13 protein-coding genes are annotated in these 14,142 nt (G+C 41.2%); 5 read left to right on the top strand and 8 right to left on the bottom strand.

Annotated features, from left to right (window positions below):
• Positions 1-68: 68 nt before the first annotated feature.
• From G0Q07_RS20590 to hpt, 7 genes are all read right to left on the bottom strand, one after another.
• Positions 69-749 (bottom strand): toprim domain-containing protein, encoded by a 681-nt coding sequence (locus G0Q07_RS20590; RefSeq protein WP_246222981.1) that lies wholly within the window; start codon positions 747-749, stop codon positions 69-71.
• Positions 635-1,903 carry an ATP-binding protein gene (locus G0Q07_RS04440; RefSeq protein ID WP_246222980.1) on the bottom strand — a complete coding sequence of 423 codons (1,269 nt, stop codon included), beginning with the start codon at positions 1,901-1,903 and terminating at the stop codon, positions 635-637. Before G0Q07_RS04440 ends, G0Q07_RS20590 begins: the two co-directional genes overlap by 115 nt.
• Before the next feature lie 324 nt (positions 1,904-2,227).
• Entirely contained in the window at positions 2,228-4,006 is a 1,779-nt protein-coding gene (locus tag G0Q07_RS04435; protein WP_163344960.1) for a MutS-related protein, read from the bottom strand.
• The gene (locus tag G0Q07_RS04430; protein ID WP_163344959.1) at positions 4,007-4,699 is read right to left on the bottom strand and encodes a phosphatase PAP2 family protein; all 693 of its coding nucleotides are present in this window, start codon (positions 4,697-4,699) and stop codon (positions 4,007-4,009) included.
• The gene (gene obgE, locus G0Q07_RS04425; protein WP_163344958.1) at positions 4,699-5,688 is read right to left on the bottom strand and encodes a GTPase ObgE; all 990 of its coding nucleotides are present in this window, start codon (positions 5,686-5,688) and stop codon (positions 4,699-4,701) included. The genes G0Q07_RS04430 and obgE overlap by 1 nt, the downstream gene beginning before the upstream one ends.
• Before the next feature lie 88 nt (positions 5,689-5,776).
• The gene (locus G0Q07_RS04420) at positions 5,777-6,349 is read right to left on the bottom strand and encodes an adenylate kinase (RefSeq protein WP_163344957.1); all 573 of its coding nucleotides are present in this window, start codon (positions 6,347-6,349) and stop codon (positions 5,777-5,779) included.
• A gap of 16 nt (positions 6,350-6,365) precedes the next feature.
• Positions 6,366-6,905: a hypoxanthine phosphoribosyltransferase gene (gene hpt / locus G0Q07_RS04415; protein ID WP_163344956.1), complete on the bottom strand. Its 540-nt coding sequence runs from the start codon at positions 6,903-6,905 to the stop codon at positions 6,366-6,368.
• 88 nt (positions 6,906-6,993) lie between these two features.
• On the opposite strand from hpt, the gene purE reads away from it, so the two are divergent.
• The 5 genes from purE to G0Q07_RS04390 all read left to right on the top strand — a co-directional run bounded on the left by purE (position 6,994) and on the right by G0Q07_RS04390 (position 12,362).
• Entirely contained in the window at positions 6,994-7,500 is a 507-nt protein-coding gene (purE, locus tag G0Q07_RS04410) for a 5-(carboxyamino)imidazole ribonucleotide mutase (RefSeq protein WP_163344955.1), read from the top strand.
• A gap of 60 nt (positions 7,501-7,560) precedes the next feature.
• Positions 7,561-8,379, top strand: a complete 819-nt coding sequence (locus G0Q07_RS04405; RefSeq protein ID WP_163344954.1) for a PorV/PorQ family protein — start codon at positions 7,561-7,563, stop codon at positions 8,377-8,379.
• On the top strand, positions 8,376-10,418 hold the full coding sequence (locus G0Q07_RS04400; protein WP_163344953.1) for a helix-hairpin-helix domain-containing protein: 2,043 nt from the start codon (positions 8,376-8,378) through the stop codon (positions 10,416-10,418). The genes G0Q07_RS04405 and G0Q07_RS04400 overlap by 4 nt, the downstream gene beginning before the upstream one ends.
• A gap of 39 nt (positions 10,419-10,457) precedes the next feature.
• Positions 10,458-11,600: a 1-acyl-sn-glycerol-3-phosphate acyltransferase gene (locus G0Q07_RS04395; RefSeq protein WP_163344952.1), complete on the top strand. Its 1,143-nt coding sequence runs from the start codon at positions 10,458-10,460 to the stop codon at positions 11,598-11,600.
• Between the two features lie 129 nt (positions 11,601-11,729).
• Entirely contained in the window at positions 11,730-12,362 is a 633-nt protein-coding gene (locus G0Q07_RS04390) for an HAD family hydrolase (protein WP_163344951.1), read from the top strand.
• On the opposite strand, the gene recJ is transcribed toward G0Q07_RS04390, so the two are convergent.
• On the bottom strand, positions 12,359-14,086 hold the full coding sequence (gene recJ / locus G0Q07_RS04385; protein WP_163344950.1) for a single-stranded-DNA-specific exonuclease RecJ: 1,728 nt from the start codon (positions 14,084-14,086) through the stop codon (positions 12,359-12,361). The genes G0Q07_RS04390 and recJ overlap by 4 nt on opposite strands.
• Positions 14,087-14,142 lie beyond the last annotated feature (56 nt).

Genomic DNA, 14,142 nt, shown 5'->3' with positions numbered 1-14,142 from the left:
GTAACTTATGTAACTCCCAGGGAATATAATCATCTTCTTATGGGATATTTTTGCCATGGTCGTTTCAATTACATTACTTCGTCTTTTTCAACATACAGGTTTTCGATGATGAACTCCTGTCTGTCGGGGGTATTTTTCCCCATGTAATAGGATAGCATTTCTGCCACCGATTCATGCTTTTTCATTTGCACCGGATCCAACCGGATGTCTTTTCCAATGAAATGCTTAAACTCATCCGGCGATATTTCACCCAGTCCTTTAAATCGCGTAATTTCGGGTTTACCACGCAGCTTATTAATGGCTTTCTGCTTCTCTTCGTCCGAATAGCAATAGAACGTTTTTTGCTTGTTACGCACCCTAAAAAGCGGTGTTTGCAAAATATAAACATGCCCCTTTTTTATCAACTCGGGGAAAAACTGCAGAAAGAAAGTTATGAGCAGCAAACGGATGTGCATTCCGTCAACGTCAGCATCGGTAGCGATAACTACGTTGTTGTAGCGCAAATCTTCCATCCCCTCTTCAATATTCAGTGCCGCCTGCAAGAGGTTAAATTCCTCATTTTCGTAAACCACTTTTTTTGTGAGGCCATAAGTATTCAGCGGTTTCCCTTTCAAACTAAACACCGCCTGAGTATTTACATCGCGTGATTTTGTGATCGATCCACTTGCCGAGTCTCCCTCTGTAATAAAAATGCTCGATTCTTCTTTCCGATCATCCTTACTATTGAAATGAATACGGCAATCGCGCAATTTTTATTATGCAAATTGGCTTTTTTGGCGCGCTGCCGGGCTAGTTTTTTTACTCCCGAAATTGCTTTTCTTTCGCGCTCCGATTCTACAATGCGCTTCAACAACATTTCTGCTGTTTCCTGGTTTTTATGCAGAAAGTTATCCAGTTCCTTCTGCAGGAAATTACCAACGTGTGCACGCACCGACGGACCTTCTGGTCCAATATCTTTTGATCCTAGTTTGGTCTTGGTTTGCGACTCAAATACAGGCTCTTCGACTTTAATGCTAACAGCCGCCACAATCGATGCCCGTATATCCGACGGGTCAAAATCCTTCTTGTAAAAATCCCTGATTGTTTTTACTAAAACCTCGCGAAAAGCCTGTAAGTGAGTTCCACCCTGAGTGGTATGCTGGCCATTAACAAACGAATAATAATCTTCTCCGTATTGGTTGCCATGTGTTATGGCCACCTCAATATCTTCGCCTCTGAGATGTATAATTGGGTAAATTGGGTCGTGATCCATATTCTCCTCGAGCAAATCACGCAATCCGTTGCGCGAGTAGAATTTATCGCCATTGTATTCTATGGTTAACCCGGCGTTCAGGAAAGTGTAGTTTTTCATCATATTCACGATATAATCGCTCATATAACGATACTTCTTGAACACGCTTTCATCGGGAATAAAGGTTACTTGTGTTCCGTTTTCCTCATCAATATTTTTAATGTCTTTCTCGTCGGTTTTTACGCCCTGGCTAAAATAAACTTCTTTGGCAACGCCTTCGCGCACTGCCTTTATCATAAAATCAGATGAAAGCGCATTTACAGCCTTTATACCAACGCCGTTCAATCCCACCGACTTTTTAAAAACCTTGTTGTCGTATTTTGCACCGGTATTCATTTTGCTGGCTACATCCACCAGTTTTCCCAACGGAACTCCACGTCCAAAATCGCGGATAGTAACAGAATCCTGATCAACATTTACAACAATCCGTTTTCCGTGCCCCATCATAAATTCGTCGACAGAGTTATCCATTACCTCTTTCAATAATACATAAATACCATCGTCGGCAGAGGTTCCGTCACCGAGTTTACCAATATACATTCCCGGACGTCGCCGAATATGCTCCTGCCAGTCTAACGTTTTAATAGTAGCTTCGTCGTAGTTTGCGCTCATACTTCAATTTCCAGAATCAACTTTCGAAATTTATGTGAACTCTGTATTTTTACTGGTTTTGCGCTTGCGGGACTTTGTTTTTATCAAAAAACACAGAATTCACCCAATTGTCACAAATATAATCAAATCCTCCACTTGCCAAGGGGTTTCGCAGCAGCAATAACTAACAATCGGCCGTTGAAAAAGTGTGGATAAAATTAGGCGTATGAGCGGGCGAAGACGGACATCCACATCCAACTTGTTGTGAAAGTTCGCAATGCACCTTTCATTTACTAATATGACAAAATACTGAGTCACAGATGATGAAAAACCGCTCAAGAAAAACTAAATAATTCCCATTTTTTTCATCAGGAAAGTGGCATTCATGGTTTGAGTAACCCCATCCGAAAGTTTGTAATCAAAGATTAACTCGTTGTTTTCAATCCGTATCTCGAAACATTTATTGAAGACTTGCAGAGGAAGCTCCTTTTCCATTTCGCTCAATTTTAGATCGTGCGTTGCAATCATTGCTGAACATTGGTATTGCGCCAGTTTTCGCACCAGTTCTTTCGAGCCATTCAACTTATCAATCGAGTTGGTTCCTTTTAGCATTTCGTCGAGGATGACAAAAATTTGCTCGCCTGCCACCAGACGATCCAGAACTGCTTTAATTCTTTTCAACTCGGCAAAGAAATACGATTCGTCTTTTAGTAACGAGTCGGTTGTGCGCATATTGGTATACAGACCAACGGGCCTGATCGTCATCGATGTGGCACAAACCGGCGCTCCAATTTCGGCCAACAGAATATTTGTTCCAACGGTGCGCAGGAAAGTACTTTTCCCGGCCATATTTGCCCCCGTAACGATCATTATTTTCGACCAGCCCTGGATTTCAATAGCATTGTTTACCCGCTTTTCTTCTTTAAGCAGGGGATGCCCCAATTCGCTGGCACAAAACGAAAAAGCCTGATTTGTGATTTCCGGATATACAAAACCAGGTTGGTTATTGGCATAATTTGCCAGGCTAATAAACGCATCCATTTGCGCTATAATTTCCAACCAATTGGCTAACCTGCCCCGATTCTCTTTATGCCATTGCCACAACTTGTATACGCAACGAATATCCCAGGTTAATAACCCGTTGAGCACAACTCCCACCAAAAAATTCTGGCGGTATTCAAACTCCTTTACCAGGTTTTTTAATTCACCAAATACCTTCCCGGCCGAGGGCTCAGTTACTTTTTTCTTTAGTTCGCTTAAATATTTCGAATCGAAATCTTTCTGCTCAATAATTTTCAGCAACTGCATGTATTTCGCCAGCAGCTCCGACTTCCGACCAAAAAAACCAAAGTAATAATTCACACGTTTCGACCAGGCAAACAGCAGCAAAAACTGAGCAACTACCATTACCACAAGATAAAAGTTACTCAGTCCCATTATTGCCGGAATTGCAGCCACTATCGTTATCGCCGGAACAATACGAATCAACCACTTCATCAGGTTGGAATGATTCAGCCCAAGCTCCATTTCCGTCCATGAACGAATCTCGTTATACTGTTCTTCCGATTCCTGAAACAGTTTGCCTTCAGTTAAAAAGTCGAGCCGCCACAAAGGCATTTCAGCTAGCTCTTTAATGGCGCCTTGCCGCTGCTCAATTTCGTCTTTTTCCTTTAATGGCCTTTGCATCCAATCGGCCAATAACTGCTGACCTTCAACGGTTGAGGTTCGGTTTAAATACTGAAACAATGAACCTTCGCCAAACAAATCGAGATCGTAGGCAAAAGAATGTTCCACGTTCAGAAACTGTTCGCCATTTTTAAAATGAAGAAAAGAATGATCCAATGCTTTTAGCTCATCTTCCAGCAACATCTTTTTAACAGCAAGTGTTTTCTTTAACTTTTCGAGAATGAGATTCCGTTTTACGAGAAAAAAGAACAGCACAATTAAAGGAAGCGTTGAGTAGAGCGTTGTGATCTTCCAACCCAGAATAATCAGCGGAAGAAATATTCCGACAAACGCAACAAAACGATACCAGGCAAAACGTTTTACTTTCGCCGACACACTATTGAATTCATCAGTGTAAAATGAAAGTTTTTCGGAATAAAGCCGGATCGGGTTGCTCATTTATAAAAGATTATAATGGCGAAGGATGAAGACAGCAATAAAAAAAGTGCTTACTAATACCGAGAATACTAAAACCATAGTACCGGTATCTTTTGTTGAAATTGCCGTTTTTTCAATTTTTGGCGAACGCCCAAAAAAGAAATGGTTTTCGACAAACATCATAAGCTTGTACAGCCCCCAACCAATTAGCCAGCCGACAAGTCCACCACAAATAAGATCGAGAGGATAATGCACCCCTACATAAATACGCGAATAACAAAACACAAGCACCCAAGTCAGCATTAAAAAATAATACCCGCGGCTTTTAAATATCCGGGAAATTAGCACTAAAAGAGCAACAGAATTAGCGGCATGAGCCGAAACAAAACCAAAAGATCCGCCTTTGCCCATTACCATATGAACCAATTGCGCGATTGCAGGATCGTGCACCGGCCGCAAACGCTGAAAAGTATCTTTTATTAATCCTGAAAACTGATCGGTAACTGCAATTAAAATCGCCAGGGTGATAAGAATCAGCAAGGTTTTGCTTCGATAATTCTTGACAATAAAAAATAGAATGCTGGCAAAAAACGGAATCCATATTTCCTGGCGGGTTACCATCACCATAATGGGATCCCAAAAATCGCTGTGTAATCCATTGAGGAATAAAAACAAATCTTTATCCAGCTCCAGTATTCGTTGCAATATTTCCATTAACTATTTAAAATTTCCCAGATTCGGTCTTTAAGTGGTAGAATATTTAGTCCGGATACTGCCGAAAAAAACATGTGCGGAGTTTCGCCCAGCTCACTACTGATTTCCTGCATCAGTTCTTCATCCAGCATATCTGCTTTACTGATGGTTAAAAATCGCTGTTTATCGAGTAATTCAGGATTATATTTCTCCAGTTCGTTGAGCAATACCTTATATTCATTCAGGTGATCTTTACTATCTGCCGGCACCATAAATAACAACATCGAGTTACGCTCGATGTGCCTTAAAAAACGAAGCCCCAAGCCTTTACCTTCGTGCGCGCCTTCAATTATTCCCGGAATATCAGCCATTACAAACGATCGTTTTTCGCGATGCCCCACAATGCCTAAATTAGGCACCAGGGTAGTAAACGGGTAATCAGCAATTTTTGGTTTTGCCGCAGAAACTACCGATAAAAGTGTAGATTTCCCGGCACTCGGGAAGCCAACCAAACCAACATCGGCCAGCACTTTTAGCTCCAGAATTTTCCAGCCTTCTTCGCCTTCTTCGCCGGGCTGTGCAAATCGTGGAGTCTGATGGGTCGAGGTTTTAAAATGGTCGTTTCCCAGGCCACCTCTACCACCCTCCAGCAGCACTTGCTCTTCGCCGTGCTTTGTAATTTCAAACAGGAATTCGCCGGTTTCCACATCGCGGGCAACCGTACCCAGTGGCACCTCCACGTATACATCCTCGCCATCGGCGCCTTTACTGCGTTGTTTCCCCCCCGGATCTCCGTGACCAGCCTTAATATGTTTGCGGAACTTCAAATGTAACAGTGTCCACATTTGCTCATTGCCCACAAGAATAACATGGCCACCACGACCACCATCGCCTCCATCGGGACCTCCTTTGGCAACAAATTTCTCTCTGCGCAAATGCGCTGAGCCGGAACCTCCGTTACCCGACTGACAATGAATTCTTACGTAATCAACAAAATTGGTCTCTGCCATCTGATTTTTCCTGTTCGTTTTCTGTAATATACAAGTAAAAAAAGTGAGAAACCTGCCATGTGGCAAACTTCTCACTTACCTATCGATGTTATAATTTTTCTACAACGTCTTTTAATCTACCTGCAATTTCCTCAATAGTTCCCATTCCATTAACATCGAAATGTTTACCCTGCGGTTTGTAGTATTCAATTAAAGGAAGTGTTTTTTCGGTGTAAACTGCAATGCGGTTTTCAATAATCGATTGGTTTTGATCGTCGGAACGGCCCGAAACTTTTCCGCGGCTTAACAAACGATCGATCAATTCCTGCTTCTCAACCTGCAGGCAAAGCATTCCCGAGATTGGTGTTCCATTGTCGTTCAGCAAAACATCCAGCGCTTTCGCCTGATCAACGGTACGTGGAAATCCGTCGAAAATAAAACCTTTCGCATCTTTGTTTGCGTCAAGTTTACTTTTTATCATTCCAATCACCACTTCATCGGGAACCAACTCGCCTTTATCCATAAAGTTTTTTGCTTCCTTTCCCAGAGGGGTTTCTTCGGCAATTTCGCTTCGTAGCAAATCGCCGGTCGATAAGTGGATCAATTCAAATGAATTAGTAAGAAATTCGGCCTGGGTTCCTTTTCCTGCCCCCGGTGGGCCAAACAATACGAGATTCAACATAGTTTTTGGTTATTTTTTATTTTACTACCGTGTAAATATCGATCAGATTTCTACCGTAGCCGTCGTAGTCAAGTCCGTAACCTACGATAAAATCATTCGGGATCTCCATTCCCACATATTTAAGATCTACTTCTTTCTGAAGCGCATCCGGTTTTAATAACAAGGTGGCTACCTGCACTTCTTTGGGCTTCATTAGTTCCAGTTGCTCCATAATATTGTTGATGGTAATTCCCGTATCAACAATATCTTCCAGAATCACTACGGTTCGTCCTTCAATTTCTTCATTCAACCCGATCAGATGTTTCACTCTTCCGGTTGTTGAATCGCCCTGATACGAAGCCAGTTTTACAAACGAAATCTCCGACTCTACAAAGTCGATACGCTTGAATAATTCGGCGGCAAACATAAACGAACCGTTTAATATACAAAGAAAAAGCGGGTCTTTGCCTGCCAACTCCTTATTCATTGTTTCAGCCATTTGCTCAACAACTGAACGAATCTTCTCATATGGAATAAATAACTCAAATTCTTTATCCAGAATTTTAACCTTCTTCATATGTGGTTTTGATTTTTATTAATTGCTAATTTGCTGTATTTTCGTGCTGAAAATAAAAAGATACAAAGTAACAAATAAATTATAAAACATGACTCCAAAAGTTAGTATTATTATGGGCAGCACATCCGATTTAAGCGTGATGGAAAAAGCGGCCAAATTGTTCGATGAGTTTGAAATTCCTTTCGAGATCAATGCGCTATCGGCACATCGTACTCCGGAAGAGGTAGAAAGCTTTGCCAAAGGAGCCAAAGACCGCGGAATAAAAGTTATTATTGCCGGTGCCGGAATGGCTGCTCACTTACCGGGTGTAATTGCTGCAATGACCCCGGTTCCTGTAATTGGTGTTCCGATTAACGCCAGCCTGTCGGGGTTTGATTCTATTCTTGCTATTCTGCAAATGCCTCCGGGTATTCCAGTTGCTACTGTTGCAGTTAACGGATCAATGAATGCGGCTATTTTAGCTACTCAAATGATGGCCACCGGAGACGAAGAACTAATGAACAAACTGGTTACTTACAAAGAAAACCTGAAACAAAAAATTGTAAAAGCCAACCAGGAGTTATCGGAGGTAAAGTACAGATTTAAAACAAACTAATTGTAGTTAAAAATATTTTACTTAATTTTAAAGAGGTATTTAATCAATACCTCTTTTTTTATGCATAAACCCTTTTACATACTGTTGGCGTGCTTTACCATAATCGCTTCGGTAGCCTCCTCTCAAAATTACACAGGAGGTGCACGTTCTGTTGCGCTATCAAATGCTTTTGTATCCATTCCCGATAGCTGGAGCACTTTTCATAACCAGGCAACATTAGCGCAACTCAACAATTTTTCCGCCGGAATATTTTACGAATCAAAATTCGGAATTGATGAATTTGAATTGGCGGCATCAAGTATTGTTTTGCCAACCAACACCGGAACTTTCGGATTAAGTTTTTACCAATTTGGAAAGGGCATTTTTAAAGCGCATAAACTGGGCCTTGCCTATGCCAAGCCACTTTCTGAACGTCTTAACGCTTCTATCCAATTCGATTATTTCGCAGAACGTATGCCGGAAAATGCGGATGCTTTTTCGTTTCTTACGTTTGAAATCGGGGCAAGTTATAAGCTTACCGAGAAAATTACATTAGGCGTTCACTCCTTTAATCCGGTTAAAAACGGCTACAATTATCGCGAAGAAAAAACAAAACTCCCATCGATTTACAGGCTTGGTGCACACTATGCTTTCGACCAGCATGTGCTGGTGAGCTTTGAAACACAAAAAGAATCGGAGCGGGATGTTTTAATAAAAAGCGGACTGGAATTTATGCCACTTGAAAATCTGGCCTTTCGCTTTGGGATTTCGGGACGGCCGGTTCAATATACTGCCGGAATTGGCTACATTTTTAAAAATATCAGCACAGATATTGCATTTAGTTACCATGGAAATTTAGGATTTACACCCTCGGTTTCCATTCAATACAATCTTAAATGACACGCATTGCCAAACATATAATTTTCATGTTACTTGAGCTTACATTTTTGGCGGCATCGGCGCAAAATAACTCGCCCGATAAATTGATTGAATCGATTTTGGAATCGCATCTCGATAAAATTGAAGAAGGCACTGATGCGGCCTTAATTATTGAGGATCTGGAGTATTTTCTTGAACATCCCGTTAATATTAACGCAACAAGCACCACAGAATTGGCACGGCTCTATTTGTTAAATGAAATACAAATTCAAAAATTACTTGAATATACTGACACTTACGGCCCTGTATATTCTATTTACGAACTAAAAACCATTGATGGGTTTTCACCTGATTTGCTGCAAAAATTGCAGTATTTTATTGTATTTGGCCCCGAAGAACAGGAACAACAAACATTAAAACAACAGCTAAAATATGCCGATAACCAATTGCTAATTCGAACGCTGGGTAATTTACAGAAAGCACGCGGATACAAAACAAAAGACGATAACACCACACCTTACGAAGGAAACCGATTTCGCTATTACACGCGCTATAATTTTAGGGCCAATGACAAACTTTCTATTGGCATAACGGCCGAGAAAGATCCCGGCGAAGCATTCTTTAAAGGTTCTAACAAAAGTGGTTTCGATTACTATTCGGGGCATGTTAGTTTCAAAATCAATAGCACTTTTGAAAAAATTTCGGTCGGCGACTACCTTGTTAGAACCGGCCAGGGTTTGGTATTATGGCAAGGCTACACCAACGGGAAATCGCAAAATGTTTTGGGAATCACAAAAACCGGCCAGGGAGTTCGGGGCTACACTTCTGTGGATGAGAATTTCTTTTTCAGAGGGGCGGCCGGAACCGTAAAATTGGGTAATTCACGATTCAGTCTATTCTATTCGCGCAAAAATGCCGATGGCAACCTGGTTTATAAGGATGCAGAAGTAAACCATTTCTCCAGTTTGCAAACTTCGGGTTATCATCGCACCGACAGCGAAATTGCCGATGAAAAAACGGTAAATTTTACCAATGCCGGCGGAGTTTTTACCCATCATTTTAAATACCTTAAACTTGGGGTAACCGTTGTATATCAACATTTCGACAAACCATTTATTCGCAGCGAACGGCTTTACAACAAATTTCGTTTCCAAGGGACCGATAATTATACCGTCGGTGCCGATTACCTTTTTAACAAAAATAACTATACGCTTTTTGGCGAGGCTGCCCTATCAAAATCAAAAGGAAAAGCAGTTACACAGGGAGCAATTGTACATGTTAACGACCAATTGGCATTTTCGGCATTGTTTCGTCATTTCGATAAAGATTACCACGCTTTTTGGGCCAATACGATGGCCGAAGGAAGTAACATCAGCAACGAATCAGGACTTTATTTTGGGGTGCGTCTTTTACCGGCCAAATTTGTTAAGCTTTCAGCCTATTCCGATGTTTATCAATCAGAATGGTTTAACTACTCCACTGCCAGCCCTGCACGTTCGTGGGATATTTTTACACAAGCAGATTTTCAGATCAGCGAAAAGATTACCGCCTACCTACGTTTTAAAAATGAGGAGAAAGATCAAAAATTCAAGAACGATGGGCGCTATATCAATCTGCCAGAACGCGTTCAGAAAATGCGCTTTCATACACAGTTTCAGATATCGGAAACAATCTTGCTAAAAACACGTGCCGAGCATGTTTATTATAAAGGCGAGAATAGTGAGAACGGATTTCTGCTTTTCCAGGACATCCAGTTTAAGCCCAAACAATTTCCGTTGAACCTTGCGGCACGACTGGCCTGGTTTCATACCAAAAGCTATAACAGCCGTATTTATGCGTACGAAAACGACATTCTTTATGCTTTTTCCATTCCTGCCTATTACGGGAAGGGAATAAGAAATTATATCAATTTAAAATACCAGCCGGCGAAAAAGATTGAGTGCTGGCTAAAGCTGGCTAATACGTGGTGGACCGACCGTGAAACCATAAGTTCCGGCTACAACGAGATAACAGGACACCACAAAACGGAGTTAAAATTCCAATTGAGGTTGAAATTCTGATTTTGAATACCTTACTTTGTCGGGTTAAAATTATAAATAATGCGAGACATTAATTTTGATGATATTCGCCCCTACACCGACAAAGAAGTTAAAGCAAAGATCAGAAAACTAGTTAAGGATAAAACCTTTGACAGGGTACTGCATCTCTTGTTTAAAAACCGGCCAAAGGTTGAAATGGTAAAATTTCAGTTGCGCCGGGTAAGCAGTGTTAAACAGCTTCAGGGCGTTTTTATTTACGATCTTTTGCACTGGCTGGTAGACAAAACTTCGGACGGATTAAAAGTTACCGGAATGGATAAGCTGGACAATTCCAAGCCCTATCTGTTTATTTCGAACCACCGCGATATTATTTTAGATGCCGCTTTATTAAATTTTCTCATTTTTGAGCACGGGATGAACACCACCCAGATTGCCATTGGCGACAACCTGCTGCAATACGAGTGGATAGAACATACAGTTAAGCTGAACAGGTCGTTTGTTATTAAACGAAATTTGCCGCCACGCGAACTGATGATGGCATCAAAAAAGGTCTCTCATTTTATCCGAAAGTCCATTACTGAAGACAAAATGTCGGTTTGGATAGCTCAACGCGAAGGCCGTACAAAAGACGGGAACGACAAAACACAGGACAGTGTTCTAAAAATGCTGAACATGAGTAACACAGGAGGCATATCGGACGGATTTAACGAATTAAATATTGTGCCGGTATCCATTTCGTACGAGATTGAACCTTGTGGATTGGCCAAACTTCGCGAATTAATAAAAAAAGAACATTACGGCGAATCGAAACGAAGTAAAGACGACCTAAAAGCGATGTCGATGGGAATGTTCGCACCAAAAGGGAGAATGCGTTTTTCCTTTGGAACACCTATAGAAACCCATTTTGAATTGGCAAAAAATAACGAACAACGTAATTCTTACATTCGTTGCCTGGCCGAAATGATCGACGACCAGATTTACAAAAATTTTAAACTGTGGCCTAGCAATTTTGTGGCCTACGACATGCTTATGCAGGAGCACCGATTTAAAGATCGATACACCAGCGAAGAACAAAAGAAATTTGAAATTATGGTGGAGCAAGCCATGGTGAATATCGATTTCCCGATAACTGACATTCAGGAACGTTTTCTGAAATTGTATGCTTACCCGGTAATTAACAAATTCGACAGACCTAAAAAATAGTACCGATTAGAAATCAAATGCAGCCTTTGTTACATCTATTTACAAAGCCTTTTTGCTTTACTACCGGCATTAACCACTGTAAATTTATCATTTCACTTAACGCTCACTCTAAAAAACAATCGGTATAAAATGCATACAATTATCTGGGACTGGAACGGTACACTGCTCAACGATCTTGATTTTTGCATTTCAACGATAAATGTGCTGCTGAAAAATCGGCAGCTAAATCTGCTTGATCATTATTCGTATAAAGAGGTATTCTCGTTTCCTGTAAAGGATTGTTACGAATCTCTCGGTTTTGATTTTTCAAAAGAAGATTTCTCCATTTCGGCACAGGAATATATGGACATATACAACGCAGGAGTTTCTCAGTGTAAATTACATGCCGGAGCGATTGACGTACTCCAGCATTTTAAAAGCTTGGGGCTCCAACAATTTGTACTTTCCGCTATGCAACAAAACATGTTGGAGCAAACCTTAAAACATCAGAATATTTTCGACTATTTTGAGGGAGTTGCCGGATTGAACGATCATTATGCATCTTCGAAAATAGAACGTGGCAAACAGTTTATTAGCGAATTTAACATCAACAAAAGCCAGGCAACTATTATTGGCGACACCAATCATGATTTTGAGGTAGCTCAACAACTGGAAATAGATTGCATTTTGGTGGCCGACGGACATCAGTCGAAACAGCGGCTGGTGGCAACGGGCGCCAGAGTAATTGAAGAATTGCCGCAACTAAAGTCGCTACTACCTTAATTCAGGAACTCTCTTTTCTTGATATCTCTTATAAATAACTGAAGATTGGTTTTACCACGGTATTCATTTTCGTTAATCGAATAGCACACATCAAAAGGCGAGCCTGAAGTAATTACATCGTAAGCATCCGATTGATTAAAAGCAATGCCCGGGAATATTCCTGAATTAACATCGGGCTCCACCAAATCGAGTTTTAAGTGCTCCTGGTTTTTACCAACCAAACGGCTGGTACCGGCATCAAAAACATCTTCGGTAACAAAAACCGGCATCATATTGTGCGGCCCAAACGGTGCAAATTGTTTTAAAATGCGATAAAAGCGCGGCGTAATTTCGCTAAGCGCAATTTTGGCATCCACCTCAATAGATTGAACTTGTTGTTTATCAGTTATCTGTTTGGTAACAATCTCCTCAAAACGTTGCCGGAATTCCGGAATGTTCTCAATCCTCATTGTTAATCCTGCAGCGTACATGTGCCCACCGTACGATTCCAGCAAATCGCTGCACTGCCCAATAGCTTCGTAAAGATCAAAATCGCGCACCGAACGTGCCGATCCCGTTGCCAAACCGTTTGATTCGGTTAAAATTATCGTTGGCCGGTAATATTGCTCGGTAACTCTTGATGCCACAATTCCAACCACTCCCTTGTGCCAGTCGCGGTTATAAAGCACTGTGCTGTTTTTACCTTTAAACTCGGGATTGTTTTCAATGGTATCCAGCGCATCCTGGGTAATATCGCGGTCTAATGTTTTTCTGATCTCGTTGAAAGAGTCAATCTCTTCGCCTAATAGATCCGATTTATCTTCATCGGTTGAAACCAATATCTGCACCGATTTTTTACCGTGCTCAATACGGCCCGAGGCATTTAATCGTGGCCCAATCTTAAAAACAATATCGCTGATGGTAATTTCGGTACCGGCAATTCCTGCAAAATTAATAATGGTTTGCAAGCCAATTCCCGGATTCGAGTTAAGTTTCTTAAGGCCATAATAAGCCAGCACCCTGTTTTCTCCGGTTATCGGAACAATATCTGCAGCAATACTCACCGCTACCAAATCGAGCAGATCATATATTTCTTCGTAATCAATTTCGTGTTTTTTGCAGTACCCTTGCAATAATTTAAATCCTACACCGCAACCCGAAAGTTCTTTGTAAGGATAGTTACAATCCGATTGTTTTGCGTCGAGTACTGCAACAGCCGGCGGCACTTCATCATCCGGATTATGATGATCACAGACAATAAAATCGAGCCCGCGCTCTTTGGCTTTGGCAATTTTTTCAACAGCTTTAATACCGCAGTCGAGGGCAACAATAAGCGTTACTCCTTTATCTATGGCATAATCAATACTTTTTGGCGAAATTCCATATCCCTCGCTGTAACGGTTCGGAATATAATATTCAATATCTTTAATCCGCTGTTTCAAAAACGAATACATCAACGCCACCGATGTAGTTCCATCCACATCGTAATCGCCGTAAACAATTACCTTTTCCTTATTTTCAACTGCTTTATCCAATCGGGCAACCGCTTTATCCATATCTTTCATCAAAAACGGATCGTGCAGGTCACTCAGTCGGGGGCGGAAAAATGCTTTGGCTTCGGGGTAGGTTTCTATTCCCCGCTGCACCAGCAAGCGGGCTATCACCATATTCACATTCAACGCCGCTGAAAGATGTTTAACCTCGTTTTGGTCGCCTTGTTTTTTTAAGTTCCAAATTCTATCCATGCTGCGTTATCGTGTTTATCAAGATGTGAATTCACAAAGATACAAAATGCAATTGC

Origin of the sequence: Draconibacterium halophilum, from assembly GCF_010448835.1 — a bacterium.
Taxonomy (GTDB): Bacteria; Bacteroidota; Bacteroidia; order Bacteroidales; family Prolixibacteraceae; genus Draconibacterium; species Draconibacterium halophilum.
This window is presented reverse-complemented; position numbering and strand designations above follow the sequence as displayed.